18 protein-coding genes and 1 pseudogene are annotated in these 16,995 nt (G+C 66.0%); 7 read left to right on the top strand and 12 right to left on the bottom strand.

What is annotated here, in order from left to right; genetic code table 11:
- Positions 1-11: 11 nt before the first annotated feature.
- On the bottom strand, positions 12-464 hold the full coding sequence (locus M2437_RS10805; protein WP_147019023.1) for a BLUF domain-containing protein: 453 nt from the start codon (positions 462-464) through the stop codon (positions 12-14).
- Positions 465-687: 223 nt separating this feature from the next.
- Between M2437_RS10805 and M2437_RS10800 the strand changes: the two genes are divergently transcribed.
- Positions 688-1,161 carry a PAS domain-containing protein gene (locus M2437_RS10800; protein WP_253387393.1) on the top strand — a complete coding sequence of 158 codons (474 nt, stop codon included), beginning with the start codon at positions 688-690 and terminating at the stop codon, positions 1,159-1,161.
- Positions 1,162-1,271: 110 nt separating this feature from the next.
- Here M2437_RS10800 and M2437_RS10795 read toward each other — a convergent pair whose 3' ends face one another.
- Positions 1,272-2,027, bottom strand: a complete 756-nt coding sequence (locus tag M2437_RS10795) for an EAL domain-containing protein (protein ID WP_253387392.1) — start codon at positions 2,025-2,027, stop codon at positions 1,272-1,274.
- Positions 2,028-2,456: 429 nt separating this feature from the next.
- Positions 2,457-3,087: pseudogene (locus M2437_RS10790) on the bottom strand (tyrosine-type recombinase/integrase).
- A gap of 328 nt (positions 3,088-3,415) precedes the next feature.
- Here M2437_RS10790 and M2437_RS10785 point away from each other — a divergent pair.
- The 5 genes from M2437_RS10785 to M2437_RS10765 all read left to right on the top strand — a co-directional run bounded on the left by M2437_RS10785 (position 3,416) and on the right by M2437_RS10765 (position 8,870).
- On the top strand, positions 3,416-3,829 hold the full coding sequence (locus M2437_RS10785) for a hypothetical protein (protein ID WP_253387391.1): 414 nt from the start codon (positions 3,416-3,418) through the stop codon (positions 3,827-3,829).
- Positions 3,830-4,261: 432 nt separating this feature from the next.
- The gene (locus M2437_RS10780) at positions 4,262-4,570 is read left to right on the top strand and encodes a GIY-YIG nuclease family protein (protein ID WP_253387390.1); all 309 of its coding nucleotides are present in this window, start codon (positions 4,262-4,264) and stop codon (positions 4,568-4,570) included.
- Positions 4,571-4,593: 23 nt separating this feature from the next.
- Positions 4,594-5,496 (top strand): alpha/beta fold hydrolase, encoded by a 903-nt coding sequence (locus M2437_RS10775; RefSeq protein ID WP_253387389.1) that lies wholly within the window; start codon positions 4,594-4,596, stop codon positions 5,494-5,496.
- A 308-nt stretch (positions 5,497-5,804) separates the two neighbouring features.
- Positions 5,805-6,272, top strand: coding sequence for a response regulator (locus M2437_RS10770; RefSeq protein WP_253387388.1), 468 nt, complete (start codon positions 5,805-5,807; stop codon positions 6,270-6,272).
- Positions 6,273-6,320: 48 nt separating this feature from the next.
- Positions 6,321-8,870, top strand: a complete 2,550-nt coding sequence (locus M2437_RS10765) for an HWE histidine kinase domain-containing protein (RefSeq protein ID WP_253387387.1) — start codon at positions 6,321-6,323, stop codon at positions 8,868-8,870.
- A 407-nt stretch (positions 8,871-9,277) separates the two neighbouring features.
- Here the strand turns inward: M2437_RS10765 and M2437_RS10760 are convergent, their stop codons facing one another.
- The 9 genes from M2437_RS10760 to M2437_RS10720 all read right to left on the bottom strand — a co-directional run bounded on the left by M2437_RS10760 (position 9,278) and on the right by M2437_RS10720 (position 16,712).
- A complete protein-coding gene (locus tag M2437_RS10760; protein ID WP_253387386.1) occupies positions 9,278-9,727 on the bottom strand; it encodes a hypothetical protein in 450 nt (149 codons plus the stop codon).
- A gap of 50 nt (positions 9,728-9,777) precedes the next feature.
- Positions 9,778-11,166, bottom strand: a complete 1,389-nt coding sequence (locus tag M2437_RS10755) for a PQQ-dependent sugar dehydrogenase (RefSeq protein WP_253387385.1) — start codon at positions 11,164-11,166, stop codon at positions 9,778-9,780.
- Positions 11,163-12,065 (bottom strand): alpha/beta fold hydrolase, encoded by a 903-nt coding sequence (locus M2437_RS10750; protein ID WP_499006702.1) that lies wholly within the window; start codon positions 12,063-12,065, stop codon positions 11,163-11,165. The genes M2437_RS10755 and M2437_RS10750 overlap by 4 nt, the downstream gene beginning before the upstream one ends.
- 65 nt (positions 12,066-12,130) lie before the next feature.
- Positions 12,131-12,874 carry an SDR family oxidoreductase gene (locus M2437_RS10745; protein WP_253387383.1) on the bottom strand — a complete coding sequence of 248 codons (744 nt, stop codon included), beginning with the start codon at positions 12,872-12,874 and terminating at the stop codon, positions 12,131-12,133.
- Between the two features lie 11 nt (positions 12,875-12,885).
- Positions 12,886-13,671 (bottom strand): SDR family NAD(P)-dependent oxidoreductase, encoded by a 786-nt coding sequence (locus M2437_RS10740; protein ID WP_253387382.1) that lies wholly within the window; start codon positions 13,669-13,671, stop codon positions 12,886-12,888.
- A gap of 208 nt (positions 13,672-13,879) precedes the next feature.
- Positions 13,880-14,584, bottom strand: a complete 705-nt coding sequence (locus M2437_RS10735) for a dihydrofolate reductase family protein (protein WP_253387381.1) — start codon at positions 14,582-14,584, stop codon at positions 13,880-13,882.
- A complete protein-coding gene (locus M2437_RS10730) occupies positions 14,581-15,435 on the bottom strand; it encodes an SDR family NAD(P)-dependent oxidoreductase (RefSeq protein ID WP_253387380.1) in 855 nt (284 codons plus the stop codon). The genes M2437_RS10735 and M2437_RS10730 overlap by 4 nt, the downstream gene beginning before the upstream one ends.
- A 13-nt stretch (positions 15,436-15,448) precedes the next feature.
- Positions 15,449-16,258, bottom strand: a complete 810-nt coding sequence (locus tag M2437_RS10725; RefSeq protein ID WP_253387379.1) for an SDR family NAD(P)-dependent oxidoreductase — start codon at positions 16,256-16,258, stop codon at positions 15,449-15,451.
- 16 nt (positions 16,259-16,274) lie between these two features.
- A complete protein-coding gene (locus M2437_RS10720; protein WP_499006699.1) occupies positions 16,275-16,712 on the bottom strand; it encodes an HAD-IA family hydrolase in 438 nt (145 codons plus the stop codon).
- On the opposite strand from M2437_RS10720, the gene M2437_RS10715 reads away from it, so the two are divergent.
- On the top strand, positions 16,699-16,992 hold the full coding sequence (locus tag M2437_RS10715) for a hypothetical protein (RefSeq protein WP_499006698.1): 294 nt from the start codon (positions 16,699-16,701) through the stop codon (positions 16,990-16,992). The genes M2437_RS10720 and M2437_RS10715 overlap by 14 nt on opposite strands.
- Positions 16,993-16,995: the final 3 nt, after the last annotated feature.

Here is a 16,995-nt window from a genome sequence, read left to right as displayed (position 1 = left end):
TACAAGCTGCGTCAGCTGGCGAGCCGTTGACCCTGCCGCTTGGCCTGCTCGAAGGCCTGCAGATCGAGCGCGAGAGCCACGACCTGCGCGCTTTTCAAGGTCGCAGGGTTCATCTCGCTACCGATGCCGTGCTGCAGATAGACTTCCTGCATCTCGGGGGTGCGCATCGCTCCACCCATCGTCCAATTGGGGAACAGGCGGCCCTCGACGTCTCGCACGCTCATGATGGTTGCAGTGGAGTGTCGGGCATCACGGGCGATGCGATTGTAGGTCTCTGTGACCTTGCTCCGGTCGCCTTCCAGGATCTGCACGAACCAAGTCTTGTCGAAGATCAGGAAGCCGGTGATGCCGTTATGGCTGTTGTTGCGCTGAGATGCTGAGACGATCTCGCGGAGGTTCGTCAGCATGGCACGGTCGCCACCGGGCACCGTGTTGCGGCTGTAGTAGACGAGCTGATGGATCACGGGGAGCACACCTTGCTTTGCATATGTTGGGTTGTGATCGACAGCCGGAAGGGCGAGCCAACGTGGCAGGTGTTCACACCCGTTCGTCACATCGACAGAGTGGGCCAGTGGGAGCTAAGACTTTCTGAATTTGAACGTGACAATGCATGAGCACGGTCATGTCAGGCAGGGGAAATGGTTAAGGAAATCTGATTAACATGTCTTGGCACGGAAGGGCCGAATCATGACTGTTGCGGAGCTTGTCAGGTTGTTTGCGGAGCCGCTGGACGTAGCGGTTGTGCTGACGGACTGCGACCTGGAGCGACCGGGACCGACGATCGTGTATGCCAACCCGGCCTTTGCGCGCATGAGCGGCTATGCGACCGCCGAGGTGCTGGGCAGCTCTCCGCGCGTTCTCCAAGGCCCCGGCACCAACCAGCAGGCCACGAAGCTCGTCGCCCGCACCCTACGCGGCGAGGGGCGTTTTCACGGTGTGCTGGAGAACTACCGCAAGGATGGTGAGGCGTACCTGTGCGAGATCGACGTGCGCCCGATCTGCGGAGCTGATGGTCGGCCAGTTGCCTTTATCGCCTTCGAACGCGAGGTCGTGCGTCGGCGTGGGCGCCCTTCGCAGGGTGCAGCAGGCCGCTACCGACCGGTCACAGAGGCTGGTTTTCCCATGCTGACGCGAGATGATGAGCCCGTTCTATTTGCCTGAGCATTCAACTGCGCAGCATGCGTGCTTTGGTTGTGTCTGTTTCCAGACAACATAGGTATAAGCCCGAAGCATGGTTCGTGCCCAACATCTGCGGCAACAAACGGCAAGCCCTAAGCTGCAACAGCCAACTGCACGTTAGGGAGCATGGCGAGGGCAGGCTTGGCCAAGTAGTAGCCTTGGAACGGCCGGATACCGGCGGCCCTTAGCGCCGTCAGCTCGGTCTCACTCTCCACACCCTCCGCCAGAACTGTAATGCCGAGCTCACGCGCCATCGTTGTCACGCAGGCGATGATGATCTGCCGGGTCGGCGAGGTCGCAATGCCGCGGATTAGCTCCATGTCGAGTTTGATCAGGTCGGGCTGGAAGTTCGCCAGCAAGTTGAGCCCCGCATGGCCGGCACCGAAGTCGTCGAGCGCCGTCAGGAAGCCCTGCTTGCGGTATTCGGTGATGATCCGCTGGAGATGCGGGACATCGACCATGCGCTCGTTTTCGGTGAACTCGAACATGATCTGATCGTGCGCGAAGCCAACGCGTTGCGCGGCCTGGAGGGTCGCACGGATGCAAGCGGCTGGCTCGTAGACAGCGTTGGGCATGAAGTTGATGGACAGCCGGGTCTCGGCATCCTGGAACAGCTGACCGGCAAGCTCGATGGCCTTCACACGGCAGGCTTGGTCGAATTTGTAACGGTTTGCCTCGTTCACTTGCCCGAGGACCCAGCCTGCTCCCTGTCCCTCCGTGCCCCGCACCAGGGCCTCATAGCCCCAGATCCGGTTCTGGCCGAGATCAACGATGGGCTGAAAGGCCATGGTGAAGTCGAACGGCAGCAGCGCGCCGTCCCGGCAGCCTTGGCATTGGGCGCGCGTCATCGTCGTTCCTCCACAGGTGATGTAAGGCTACGAACGACATATGAAGCTGCCGTAAATGCACCTTACCTAAAGGTGCTGTTCATCAGCGGCTGCGTAGAGAAGCGCGGTGCTCGCCCAACCAGCATTTCTTGCCGTGCATGGGGGCGCTGATCAAGCCACTCGCCATAGAAGAGTAGATGCCTCGGCATGCTCATTTATGGAGCCCAGCGGAGAGCTGTCGAGGCACCCTGGCGTATCATACCGTCCAGTCAGCGGACGTCCGCATCCAACGGCAATGCAGTCTGCTGCGGTCGTTTGGCTGAATGCCGGCTTCCCACCCCATCCGGACCTTCGGCAGCAGCGCCTCGAGTGTCCGCAAGGGGTCATTCGGCACCCTGGGGGCGACCATCCTACTGGCACGCCGCGGCCATTTCGACCGCGGCGCCCGGTTCAGATCTCGGTCTGCTCTGAGAGGATCAGGGCGTCGTCAACCTCAATGCCGAGGTAGCGAACCGTACTCTCCAGCTTCGTGTGGCCAAGAAGCAGTTGGCAGGCTCGGATATTGCCGGTGCGCTTATAGACCAGCGCGACTTTCGTGCGGCGCAGGCTGTGCGTACCGAACGCCGAAGGGTCCAGGCCGATCAGGGCGACCCAGCGGTCTACCAGTCGACTGTAATGCCGCGTCGTCAGATGCTCTCCAAGTCGGCTGCGGCTCGGGAACAGCCAGTCGCCGGCTTTCAACCTGCGCGCAGTCAGCCAGGCTTTGAGAGCCTCGCGCGTCGGTTCGGTGATCTCGAACGGGACCGGCCTGCCGGTCTTGCGCTGGCAGACAGTTGCTCGGAGACGCACAGCGTCACCCAGATGAATGTCGCTCACGCGCAGGTGGACGAGATCACACCCGCGCAGCTTGCTGTCGACGGCGAGGTTGAAGAGGGGCGAGGTCTCGCGTGCGATTGGCCAGCTGTAGGCGCGTGCGCAGGGCCCAGATGTGTTTCGGCTTCAGCGGCGGTTTAGGTCCGACGATACGGCCGCGGTTCCAGGGAACACGTATGCTGGTGGGAACAGTGACAACTTCGGGCATGACAGGCTCCTGGGTTGAGGAGCTCGTTATGAGGAACCCGATGCTGCCGCTGAGCCCAATGTCGAATGACGGCTCTCTGCGACACAAGCCGACATTGGCGCCGGCGGGCCTGGATCGCTGCTCCCGACCCATAGAAGACGCTTGACACAGAATTTTAGCATCGAGGGCTCATGTATGAGCGGAGTCCAATGCTCAGCATAGCGGTGATCCAGAGTGCGAAATGCAGTGGACGAGCCTCAGAGCGATCTACGTCGTAGTCGGAGACGCCTGCCTCCGCTTGGTAGGCCTACAAGACAGAGACAAGCGAAAAACAGAGCATGTTCGTTTCTTGCTGGCCATGGCCCTCATGTGGCTGGTTGGAGCGGGGCATTTTGCCCAGAAGACATTCCGCGAATTTGAAGACGTGACGGTGCTGCGCACTGGGCAGCGTGTCGACGCGCGCGTGACACGCGTGGAACTGCTGTCGAAAGGTGCCGTCACGGCAACCCTCACCTACGATAGCTCCGGCGCGGGAGGTCCACCCAACTGCTCGCAGTATGTGTCGATGGGTTATCGACCTTCGTGGTTGTCCGACGGGAAGCAGATCACCGTCAGCATCCGCCCTGGTTCGTGCACTCGCCCTGTGATCTGGACGTCCGAGAAATGGCCTTGGATCTTCGCCGGCATCTCGCTCTTCATATTGGCCTGCAGTTTCGTCATGGGAATGGCGTGGATCCGATGCGTCCGGGACGGTTCCAAGTGACCTGACCAGGCGCTCCCGTGACCCTGCCAAACACGTCCGCTTCCCACCCCATCCGGACCTTCGACGGCGGCACCTCGAATGTCGGCAAGGCGTCAGGAGTTCTCACGCCCTTTGTTCAGCTGTGCGCCACGAGCCGACATTGAGTTCGCAGGTGCTGAACCGCCGCTCTCGACCCTCAGCGGTCCTTCGGTTTTAAGCTTGGCTGCGGCCGTGGTGGCCCATACCTGACGGAAGTCGAAGCAGGAGATTGCGCGGTGCCGGAGCAACCCACCATTCCCGTCGCCGTGCGAGCAGACCAAGCTGCGCCGAGAACAAGGCCGTCCAATTATCCTGAGCCGTTTGCTTCGATGATGTCTGGCCGCATCAAGCGGCCACTTAGCGATCTATTCGGGTTGCGGAGCTTCGGCGTGAACCGAAGACCGAAAGGCGGCCGTGAGCGCCTACAAGAAGCGAGAGGTCGAAGGCGGCATCTACGCCGTCCGCTGCGTGGCGTCTGGCGAGGTCTGGGCCGGTAGTTCCCCCGATCTGTCCAAGATTCAGAACCGCCTCTGGTTCACGCTCCGGCAGGGCACGAACACGCATCCTTCGCTCCAGAGCACGTGGAATGTGCATGGAGAGGAGGCGTTCAGCTTCGAAATAATCGAGCGATTGGATGCTGAAGAGATCGGATACGTCCGCGACCGGGTCATGAGGGAGCGTCTTATCCATTGGGCGGAGCACCTCCGGGCCGTTCGCATATGAGCCCGGAATCCAAGTCTACCCGCTTGGCGGCCAACGGCATCACCCTGGCCTATGACAGCTTCGGCGACGAGGCGGCTGAGACGATCCTTCTGATCGCTGGGCTCGGTACGCAGATGATCCGCTGGACCAGCCCCTTCTGCCGCGAGTTGGAGACGCGCGGCTATCGTGTCGTGCGGTTCGACAACCGGGACACAGGATGCTCGACCCACTTCACCCAACAAGGCGCGATGGACTTTGCGGCCTTGGCCGCGGCGCTCGCCGAAGGACGGCGGCCGGAACTCGCCTACACGCTCAACGACATGGTCTCGGATGCGCTCGGCTTGCTCGATGCCTTATCCATCCGTCGAGCCCACATCGTTGGTCGCTCGATGGGCGGCATGATCGCCCAGATCATGGCGAGCGAACACCCGTCTCGTGTGCTCTCGCTCACCTCAATCATGTCGGCCACGGGAAATCCGGGCATGCCATCGGCCAAGCCTGACGCTATGACGTTAATGATGCGTCCGGCCCCCGATCCCGTCTTGGACAAGGCGGGCTTCCTCGATCACGGCGTGGCCTTCGCACGGTGTATTGCGGGCACTGCTCATCCGTTCAACGAAGAGGCTTGCCGCGCTCTCCTCTGGGAGGAAGTTCGGCGAGGCCGTGCGCCGGGCGGGTTCGGACGCCAACTCGCAGCGGTTGGGATGGCTGGTGACCGCCGGTCACGGCTCGCCGCAATAAAGGCGCCGACCCTCGTTGTTCACGGGACAGACGATCCTCTCTTTCCGCCTGCCTGCGGAGAGGACACTGCGGCCTCTATCCAGGGTGCGGAGATGATGTTGATCGCCGGGATGGGCCATGATCTGCCGCCATCCTTGTATCGGGTCATTGCCGATGCAATCGAGCGAACCGCTCGGCGTTCAGCCGTTTCGGCATCAGGAGAATAGAAGGGCACCGTTCCAAGAGTTCGAATGACAGCTTTCCACCCTTTGCGGTCCCTCGAAAAGTCCGCTCACCGGCGGTCTAGTAGCGGACATGTAGGACTGGGTTTGGTGGATTTCTGCCAATCCGCGCTTGAGCGTCAGACTTCGAAAGCCGACGCTCGACGTTCGGCCGGCTCCAACCGAAGGCGGTACCGTTGGTTCGGGTATGGTCCGCCACAGATGCGCATGGTCCTGCAACCGCCCGTGAGCCGTCGGTAGCCTGCAGCTCTGGGCGGACGAGACCTTTTGCAAGGATCGGGACTTATGTGCCGATGACCGATCCAGCCGACCTTTCAATTCCCTATGCCCTCGTCGTCGACGACGGCTTCATCCGCATGGATGCGATGGACATCCTGCAGGAGGCGGAGTTCCGCACCTTCGAGGCCAGCGACGGCGACAAGGCCATAGCGCTGCTGGACCGTGAGCACGCCCTCATCGTCCTGGTGTTCACCGACGTCCAGATACCCTGCTTCTGCGATGGCTTCGCCGTGGCCCGCGAGACCGCGCGGCGATGGCCTTACATCGCCATCGTCGTAGCCTCAGGCCAAGCGCATCCGGGACCCGGCGACATGCCCGGAGGGGCTCGCTTCATCGGCAAGCCGTTCACCGCCGAAATGGTGCACGACCATCTTAAGGAGATCCTGCCAGACGGGCGTAAGCCGGCCCGCTTCGCGACACGGCTTGACCGGCCAGTCGCCGCAGCCTGCCGTATACATTTGATGGCGTTCCGCATTATTTGAGGTCGAAGGTCGAGTGTCGACCGAAATCATCGGGACGACGCAGGGCGCATGGAGGCGAGCACGGAAGACCAGAGGCCGCCGGTCGACCTGTCATCCTGCGACCGCGAGCCGATCCACATTCTCGGCGCGGTGCAGCCGTTCGGCTTCCTCCTTGGCGTATCGCCGGACTGGATCGTGGTGCGCGCCAGCGCCAACGCCCCGGAGTGGCTCGGACGGCCGGCCGAAGACCTGCTCGGGCTTCCGCTCGACATCCTAGTCGATCAGGAGGCCATCCACCTGTTACGCGGCCACCTGCAGACCCTGCGCGGTCCCGACGCCGTGGACAGGGTCTTCGGCGTCCGCCTCGTGCCAGACAAGCCCGTCTTCGACATCGCCCTGCACGTGTCCGGCGGCGCCATCGTCGTGGAGGCCGAGCCGAGCGCACCCGAGCACCTCAGCGCCGGCAACCTCGTGCGCAACATGGTCTCCCGCCTGCAGCATACGGTGGAGTTCGAGCCGCTCTGCCGAGAGGCCGCCCGGCAGATGCGCGCGCTCACGGGCTTCGACCGAGTCATGGTCTACCGCTTCGCGCCGGACGGATCGGGCGAGGTCATCGCCGAGGCCGTGCGCTCGGGACTCGATCGCTACCTCGGCCTGCACTACCCGGCCTCCGACATCCCCAAGCAGGCTCGCGCCCTCTACGAACGGAACTGGCTGCGCATCATCGCCGACATCGATGCCCCGGCCATCCCGGTGCTCCCGGCGCGTGACCCTATGGGCGAGCCCCTCGACCTGTCGCTCTCGACCCTGCGCACGGTGTCGCCGATCCACCTCGAATACCTGCGTAACATGGGCGTCGCTGCCTCCCTGTCGGTCTCCATCCTGCGCGGGGGCCGCCTCTGGGGCCTGTTCGCCTGCCACCACACGGAGCCGCGGCACATCTCCCTGGAGCGCCGGACCGCCGCCGAGCTATTCGGGCAGATGTTCTCCTGGATCCTGGAGAGCCGCGAGCGGGAGGTCCTCGCCGCTCAGGAGGCGCTCGCCCGCGAAACCCACAACCGCCTGATGAGCGCCATGGCCGCGGGCGGCACCAGTTTAGATGGGCTGGCCGACTTCGCCGAAGAGTTGTCGGGCATCGTCGCCTGCGACGGGCTGGGCCTATGGGTCAACGGCGTGATCACGCTGCAAGGCAGGACACCGACGCAGGAGGAGTTTACCGGCCTCGTGCGCTTCCTCAACCGCACGGCGGCGAGCAGGGTCTACGCCACGGATGAGATCGGACGTTTCCACGAGCTTGGCCGCGACTTCACCGAGCGGGCGGCCGGGATGCTGGCCGTGCCCGTGTCACGCACGCCGCGAGACTTCTTGGTGTTCTTCCGCAAGGAGGTGGCGCGGACCGTGACCTGGGCGGGCAATCCGGAAAAGCCCGCGAGCCTCGGCCCGAACGGCGTCCGTCTGACCCCGCGCAAGAGCTTCGAGGCGTGGCGCGAGGTCGTGCACGGCCGGTCGCTCCCCTGGTCGGAGGCGGAAGCCCGCACCGCGGAAGCGCTGAGGGTCACGCTCCTTGAGGTGATCCTCCGGCTCAGCGATACGGCTGAGCGCGAGCGCAAGGAGGCGCAGCAGCGGCAGGAGCTCCTGATTGCCGAGTTAAACCACCGGGTCCGCAATATCCTCAATCTGATCCGGGGCGTGGTCACCCAGAGCCGGGCCAGCGCCGGCGATGGGGAGGACTTCACTGCCGTTGTAGGCGACCGCATCCAGGCGCTCGCTCGGGCCCACGACCAGGTCACCTCGGTCAACTGGGGGCCGGGCTCGCTCACCGAGCTCCTCACCGTCGAGGCCTCGGCCTACCTCGGCGCCAAAGCCGAGCGCGTTGTCCTCGACGGCGTCGACGTACTGCTCGAACCGCAAGCCTTTACGACCATGGCGCTCGTCGTACACGAGTTGGTGACGAACTCGGCTAAGTACGGCGCACTCAGCGACAGCGGCGGCCGGATCGACGTGCGTTGGGAGCGGGACGGCTTCGATAGCCTCATCGTGCACTGGACCGAAACGGGCGGCCCCGCCGTTAAAGCTCCGACCCGGCGCGGGTTCGGCTCGACCATCATCGAGCGCTCCGTGCCCTATGAGCTGAAGGGCGAGGCCGAGGTGCGTTACGCGCTGACCGGCCTGACCGCGCGGTTCTCGATCCCGGCCGCCTTCGTTCGCGCCGCCCCGCCCCGGGCGTTGCAGGTCGTCCAGCCTGAAGCAATCCCGTCCCTTTCGTTCGGCGGGACCGTGCTGGTAGTCGAGGATAACATGATCATCGCCCTGGAAGCCGAGGAGGCGCTCACCGCGCTGGGGGCCGAGTCGGTTGACATGGCGGCCTCAGTCCGGGAGGCGCTCCGGGTGATCGACGCGTCGCCGCCGGACCGGGCGCTCCTCGACGTGAACCTCGGGTCAGAGACGAGCGTCGCCGTTGCCCGGCGCTTGGCGGAACTCGGTATCCCGTTCGCGTTCGCAACCGGCTACGGTGAGAGCTTCCAGGTACCGACCGATCTTGGCGACGTGCCGGTGATCAAGAAGCCCTACGGGGCGGACAGCTTGCGGCAAGCCTTTGGCCGCCCCCGAACCCACTGAATCCGCCATCGAGCAGGCGGAAGCCGCAGCTGATGCCAAGGCTCGCGCGGCGGCGCTCCGGGCTGTCGAGGCGCCGAGCGGTACAAATTCGCTGCTTCGGCGCGGCGCTACGGTACACGACAGCCCTTGGCGGCGAGCGCCTTCATGATGCGCACGACCGCGTGGGAACAACTCTTTGGGTCAGAGGCAGAACGTCTGCTCGCGGACCCAGCGTCAAAGCCCGCTTCCCACCCCATCCGGACCTTCGACGTCACCACCCCGAATGTCCGCAAGGGGTCAGGAGTTCGCCCCCGCCTTGTTCGGCTTCGCGCCACGTCCGGACCTTCTACCACAGTCGCTGAAATGGCCGCTCTTCTGTCGCAAGCGGTCTCTGGACGCATTGGTTGAGCTGGGAGGCTACGAGATCTTCAGACCGAGAATTCGGCGTCGTTCGGACAAAGGCGGCCCGGGACGAGGGACTCCGCATCCTGGGCCGCCTTGCCAAGGTCGAGAACCAACGCGGCCGCTTCCGGGCCGAAGAGTTCTGGGACCGTGTCATGCAGGAGATAGCCGAACTCATCGCAGAGCGTGGCCCCCTCACGCCCGACGAGATTTTTCCCGAGCTCCGCACCTCGACCGTTCGCGGGGCCGCCCTTCACCAGGAGCCGCTCACTGCCGGTGCCCTCAGGAAGAAGATGGACGTCCGGGTGACCCACCGACGCTACTTCGAGGCCCCCGTCGAAGGACGCTATGCCCGGCGCAATGCCTGAGAACCCTGGATCGCTGGGCGTGCTCGCCGTATGGTGGTTCGACGTGCCGGTGATGCTCCGCCTCGTGCCCGACCAGCCGCCGATGGTCGTCCTGACCGCGTTCGCCACGCTCCCGCTGGGTACGGCCGAATTCCGCATACCTCCGGGAAACTCGACAGCTACCTCCTCGGCGAAAGCCGGATGAGACGACCATCGAAATCGTCCGTCACCACCCAAAGTGCTCCATCCGGAGCCTGCTTCACGTCGCGGACTCGCTGGTCGTTACCGCGAAGCAAGCGTTCCTCACCGGTGACCTTCCCATCTTCCAAGACGAGCCGTGCGAGGTGACGTCCACCGAGCGCGGCGACGAAGAGATTGCCCTTCCACTCCGGGACGAGGTCCGCCGTGTAGAATGCGATGCCGGCCGGCGCGATGGCGGGATCCCAGTAGTAGGCCGGTTGTTCGGTGCCGGGGAACTGGGAGCGGCCGCCCCCGAGCAAGCCTCCGTCGTAGCGCTTGCCGTAGGCGACCAGCGGCCAGCCGTAGTTATGTCCGGGCTCGACCCGGTCGATCTCGTCCCCGCCCTGCGGACCGTGGTCACTAATCCAGAGGCCGCCGGTCTTCGGGTCGAGCGCTAGTCCCTCGGGATCGCGATGCCCGATGGACCAGACCCGGGGCTCGGCACCGCTGACGTTGACGTAGGGATTGTCGGCCGGGATAGAGCCGTCGCGGTTGATGCGCAGGATCTTGCCCATGGGCGAGGCTGGCAGCTGGGCGGCGATCCGCGTCTCGTCGGTGATCCACTCGGATGTTCCGACGTAGAGCTTGCCGTCGTGGCCGATGACCATGCCGCCTGCGTAGTGGTTGATGCCGCTGAAGGGCGGCAGCGTGAGGAGCTGCTCGACGTACCCGATGGTCCTGTCGTCGGCCGACAGGCGTCCGCGGACGACCATCAGCGCATGCCCGTTGGGTCGGTACCCGACGAAGGACAGGTAGATGAGCCGGTTGGAGGCGAAATCGGGGTCGACCAGCACCGCGAGCAGGCCGCAATCGCCGGCATGCATGACCGGGGGAACGCCGGATATCGGCCCGGAGACCTCGCCTTGCCGGGATACGACCCGCAGGGCGCCGGACTTCTCCGTCACGAGCATGCGCCCGTCCGGCATGAAGGCGAGCGACCACGGATAGGATAGCCCGCGCGCAACTACCTCTTCCTCGATGGGCGTCTTGGTCCGCACGGCTACGGCGCGTGTCTGTCCGGCAAAGGCCGGCTGCTGTGTGGGGTTCACCGGCGGTCGTCGTTCGAGCACCTGTCCCTCGGAAGGTTGTTCCCTAGGGGCCGGCTGGCGCTGCACCGGAGCGCTTGGGGGCAGGCCGGGAAAGAGCGCCATGTCGTTCGGCTGCACGAACGGGTCGCGCGTCGCCTTCTCGACCAGGATGGCTGGATCGACCGGCGGCCGTTCGGCGTACGGGCGGTGCGGGCGTCCCGGCTCGGGTTCCTGGGCACGAGCCTGCAAGAATGCGGTGCCGGCCAGCAGGGTTGCGGCGAGAAGCAGCGTCGATTTCATCGATGGGTCTCTGTCGGATCTACGTGAACGCCAGCACGGCGGCGGCGAATGCCTCGGCGTTCTCCTCGGGCACCCAGTGGTTCGCCCCGCTCGATGGTCGCGAAGGTCACGTCCTCCGCCACCTCCCGCATCATCGCCTCGGTGAAGGGTGCGAACGCGCTGGCCGAACCGGCCAACGCCAGCACCGGCATGGTCAGCTTCCCGTCCCGCTTCAGGTCGGCGCGGTTACGCTCGGCATCGAGGGGAAAGGCGCGGTAGAGTTCGAAGCCCGCCCGCATCGCGCCGGGACGCGAGAAGGCGCGCACGTAGCGTGAAACCGCGTCGAGACCGATGGCTTCGGTGTCGAAGGCAAGGTCCTGGTAGAAGCGCTCCAGGTAAAGCTGCTCCCGCCCGGCGGTGAGGAGTTCGGGCACGTCCGGGGCGCGATGGAATTGGAAGTGCCAAAGCCTGTCCGTGTCCCCCAGGGCAGTCCGGTAAGCCTCGGTGCCGGGTAAGGGGGCCTCCATCACGACGAGCCGCTCGGTCCGGTCGGGGAAGCGACGGGCGAAGGCGTAGGCGACCATCATGCCGATGTCGTGCCCGACCACCATTACCGGTCCGGTCAGACCGAGATGGTCGTAGAGGAGCGCGTGCAGATCCCCCGCCATGGTGTGCTTGTCGTAGCCGGCCGGCGACTTCGAAGACCCGCCGGCGCCGCGATAGTCCGGGACCACGACGCGCAGGCCCGCCGCGACGAGAAGGGGGACCACCCGGCGCCACGCATAGGCCGTCTCCGGGTAGCCGTGGACGAGCAGCACGGTGCGCTCGCCCCTCCCGGCGACGCCGTGATGGATGCGGATGCCGGGCTCGACCTCGGCCGAGCCCCATTCGATGGTTGTGTCGCCCCAGTTCTCGCGCATGGTTCTCTCCTGATCCGGGGGGGGGGCGCCGGCGCCGACCCGTGGTCGCGCGCCGGTCGCGACGTTCACCAGGCCTGCTTGGTAGGATGGACGACGACGTCGTTCACGGTCACGTTCGCGGGCTGGTCGAGGGCATAGGCTACCGCGTCCGCGACGGCCTCGGGGGGGATGGCGTCCCTGTTCAGCTCAGTCGCTGCCTTGCGCCCCTCGGCGTCCGAGACCTTGTCGGTCCAGCCCGTGTCGATCACGCCGGGGCTCACCATCGACGCCTGGATGCCGTTCGCGACGCCGACCTCCTTGCGCAGGCTCTCGGTGATGGCCCGGACGAAGAACTTGGTCGCGCTGTACACGCCTGCGCCCTCGCCGACGTTGATGCCCGCGACAGAGCTCATGTTCAGGATGCGCCCGGACCTGCGTTCGAGCATCGACGGAAGTACCGCTGCGATGGCGTGGAGGTAGCCGCGCAGGTTGGTGTCGATCATCCGGTCCCAGTCGTCGACCGCCGCGTCCTTCCAGGCGGAGAACAGCATCAGACCGGCGTTGTTCACCAGGATGTCGACCGGGCCGTAGGTCTTCTCGGCGAAAGCGGCGAGCGCCTTGGCGTCAGCCCGGTCGGTGACGTCTGTGACCCTGTACGCCGCCGTTCCCCCAGCCTCCGTGATCTCGGAGACCAGGGCGCGCAGCTTGTCCTCGTTGCGGGCGGCCAGAACGACCTTGGCGCCCGAGGCCGCGAGCCGCTTTGCGGTGGCGGCGCCGATCCCGGAAGAGGCACCGGTGACGACCGTCACCGCGTCCTTGAGGTTGCTCATGGTGCTTCCCCTCAGCCCTTTAGCTTCGTCTTCGCAGCGTGGCGCGCGGCCTTAACCGGTTCGGGCGTGACGCGGTTGTCGACGACCGTCTGCTTGGTCTCCTCGTCGCCACCGACGACGTGGTCGACGTCGTTCATCAGGGCCTCGAAGCCCTGCCGGGCGACCTCGGTCTTGTCGTTCTTCTTGCCCTGGTCGATGGCGCTGGAGGCCATGCCCGCGTTCTTGTGGAACTGGCTGTCGGTGGCGCCAGGCAGCAAGGCCGTCACGGTCACCCCGGTTTCCCGGAGCTCCTCGCGCAGGCTCTCGGCGAACATGAAGCCGAAAGCCTTCGACGGGCCATAGACGGTCTCATAGGGGGTCGGCATCGTCGCCGAGACCGATGAGGTGATCAGGATGCGGCCGCGCCCGTTCGGCACCATATGCTGCACGACGCGCTTGGCGAGGTGCACGGTGCCTGTGATGTTGATCGCGATCAGCCGGAACTCGTCCTCCAGCGTGTTGTCGACGAAGGCGCCGCCCTGGCCGATGCCGACGTTGAGCGCCGCGGCCTCGACCGGCCGGCCCAGGTCGGTCACAAAGGTCCAGAAGCCCTCGACGCCTTCGTAGGTCGCGGCGTCGGCCTTGTGCGGGTAGGCCTCGGCACCGAGCTCGCGCAGGGCGTCGGCCGCAGCGTGCACCTTGTCGCTGGAGCCGGAGATGGCGACGTCGAAGCCGTTCCGGGCAAACTGCTTGGCAAGCTCGAAGCCGATGCCGGACGAGCCGCCGGTGACGAGCGCGAGGGGACGTTGGGTGGTCATGGTCTCAATCCTTGATCTACAGGGTGATGCGGGCATGGGGCATCGTTCGCGGGAGGAGACCTCCCGTGTGGTTCGGCGCCCGGTGCGCCGCTCGGTGTCGATGCGGTGACGAAGACTTAACGAAGTCGAAGGCCGTTGGCTGCCTTTGATACGTTCATCTGAATTGCACGCTGAGTTGAGTGGGGCTCATCTCAGGTCGCACGTTGGATCAGGCCGGCACGTAGGCGACGCGGTACCGGAGCGCGACGGCGCCCGCCGTGCGGACCTCGGTGGAGACGAGGCTCAGCCGGACGCGGTCGGCCAGTCCGTCCTCGCCTGCCTCGAACAGGGTCTGGCTGCCCGAATGCCCGCCGATGGCCGGGAACAGCACCAGGCTGATCTCGTCCACCAGCCCCGCCTTCAGGAACGCGGCGTTGGTCCGGGCGCCGCCCTCCAGGATCAGCCTGCGGACACCGAACTCCGAAGCCAGCACCTCAAGCGTTCGCACGAGGTCGATCTTCGTACCGTCCGACACGACGTAGGAGATGCCGTCGGCGGCGAGCTCGGCGAGGTGCGCGTCGGGGACGTCCCTGCCTAGGACCATGACGAGCGGCGCCCCGTAGGTCTCCGGCCCGGTCCAGTGCAGCTTTCCGTGCTGGTCGATCAGCACCGCGTATTCCTCGGCCCCCGCCCGCGCGACGTGAACCGGACGCTCCACCGGGGGCACCGGCTCCGGCGGGTGCGGGCGTCCCTCTGCGAACTCCTCGCCCACGGCCCGGCCGGCGATCCAGGCGTCGCCCTCCAGCGCCTCGTGCATGCGGTCGTATTCCGCGACCAACGCCTCCGACGAACGCCCCGTCGACGGGCTCCAACGGTCGACGAGCAACTCCCCGTCGAGGGGACCCATCATGTGGCAGATGACGTACGGCCTCATGCGACGGTCTCCTTTGCGGCGAAGGCGTCGAAGCGCCCCTTCCAGTCAGGGTGCCAGCGCGAGAGCGCCGGCCGGTTCTCGGTGATGTCCCGGGCACCCCAGAGGATGCGGGCGGCGTCGAGCTCGGGCGTGACGGCGTTGTCCGGGCACAGGATGTAGAAGTCCCCACGCCGGAAGCGGCCCTCGAAGTGGGCGAGCAACTCCTCGGCCGTCCATGCCTCGTCGGGCATGGTTGTGCCGGCGGGCTTCTGGGCAGCGTTCATCGGCGTCCAGGTGTACCCGGGGACGAGCAGATGGGCCGTCACCTTTTCGCCGGCCGCGGCGCGCAGCTCGTGCGCCAACTGTTCGGTCAGCACCTTCACGCCGGCCTTGGCGACCGAGTAGGCCGCGTTGCCAGGCGGGGTGGTGATGCCCTCCTTGGAGCCGAGGTTGACGACCGCCGCGCGGCCGACCTGGGCCAGCATGCGCGGCACGAAGATCGATTGCGCCGTGACGATGGAGAGCAGGTTCACCTCAAGCTGGCGACGCCAGGCGGACGGATCGGTCCAGGGCCCGGCGCCGGCGATGACGCCGGCGTTGTTCATTAGGACCGCGACCTCGCCGAAGCCGTCGTAGGCCGATGCGCACAGCGCGTTCAGGTCGTCGGCGGACGTGACGTCGCCGACCGTGGTCCGCACGTCCGCCCCCCGGCCCAGATCGCCTGCAAGGTCCTGGAGCGCGTCCTCGTTCCGGTCGAGGAGACAGAGCCTGATGCCGAGCGCGGAGAAGTGCCGAGCGGCAGCGGCGCCGATCCCGAGCGCCGCGCCGGTGATGACCGCGACGCGGCCCGGTGCGAGAAGATCGTCGTTCATCTTCATCGCCCCCTCACTTCAAGCCCGAGCCGGGCTCCGCCCCGCCGGAATGGGCCGCGGCCTTGGCGGTGTCGGGCAAGATGTTGTTGAGCACCCGGCCGATGAACTTCGAGCCGGGCTTGCCGGCGACCACGCGGTCCTTGCCCGCCTTCATCGCCTCGTAGCCCTCCTGGGCGACCTTGGTCGGGGCGGCCTTCTCGCCCAGGCCGAGCTTGGTCGTGTCCATGCCGGCGCGGTGCCAGAACGGGGTGTCGACCTCACCCGGCAGCAGCAGCGTGAAGCTGACGCCGCTGTCCTTCACCTCCTCCTTCACCGCTTCGACGAAGCTGATCAGGAATGCCTTCGTGCCGCCGTAGACGGCCTCGTAGGGGGTCGGCATCGTGCCGGAGATCGAGGCCGTGTAGAGCAGCCGGCCGGCGCCGCGCTCCACCATGGCCGGGAGCAGCCGCTTGGTCAGGTGGACCTGCGAGACGATGTTGAGCTGGATCATCTTGAGCTCGGCCGCGAGGTCGGTTCCGCCGACGAAGTAGCCGCCGACGTCGACGCCGGCGTTGAGCGCCGCAGCCGCAAGCGGTCGGTCCGTGTCTGCGACAGCCCGGGCGAGGGCCTCGACGCCGTCGTACTCGGTGAGGTCAGCCTTCACGACGATGGCCTCGGCGCCGGTTGCGCGAACGGCGTCGGCGGTGCGCTCCAGGCCGTTGTTCTGACCGCTCGCTGTGATGAGGACGTCGTGGCCGTCGGCCGCGAACAGGCGGGCGAGCTCGTAGCCGATGCCGCTGGACGCTCCGGTGACGAGTGCAAGGGGGCGATGGTGATCGGTCATGGCGGGTTTCTCCGGGTTAGGGGCAGCCAAGCGCGTCGGCGGCCTCGATGAGGCTCTCGACTTCGACATCCCACCGCTCGGCGGGGGCGAGGTCGGTGGATTGATTGGGGCCATGCTCGTGCGGTCGACGAACGAACACGGTGCGCAGGCCGCAGGCCCGGGCGGCCTTGAGGTCATCGTTGTGGGCGGCGACCATGCCGACGCGTTCCGGCGGCAGGCCGACCGCCTCGGCCGAGAGCAGGTAGGTCTGTGGCGTCGGCTTGTAGGATCGGGCGATCTCGGCCCCGACGATGACGTCCCAGGGCAGGCTGCCGAAGCGCGCGAGCCGCATCATCCCGGAGAGGTGACCGTTCGAGAGGGGGCCGATGGCAAACCGCCGCTTGAGCCGGGTGAGTCCCTCGACGCTGTCGGGCCAGGGATCGAGGCGTTCCCAGGCCCCGTTGAGCTCCGCCAAGTCCTCCGCCGCGATCCGGGCGACGTCGACCCCATGCCGGGTTCAGGACCGTCCGCAGGTTCTCGCCGTTGAGGATGTCGAGGCGGACCCAGGGGCGGCGGCCAGAGCGGACCTCCTCCATCGCAGGCTGGTAGAGGGACCGCCACTCGTCGGCGAAGGCGAGCGGATCGACGCCGATGCCATGGCGTTCAAGGAAGGGCGCGGCCGAACGGGCGATGCCCGAGCGCCAATCGACCACCGTGCCGAAGGTGTCGAAGCCGAGGAATCCCAGGTGATCTAAACC

The sequence above is a fragment of the Methylorubrum pseudosasae genome (genome assembly GCF_029504475.1).
Classification (GTDB): Bacteria; Pseudomonadota; Alphaproteobacteria; order Rhizobiales; family Beijerinckiaceae; genus Methylobacterium; species Methylobacterium extorquens.
The sequence above is the reverse complement of the archived record's forward strand: the minus strand, read 5'-3'. Positions and strand labels throughout refer to the sequence as shown.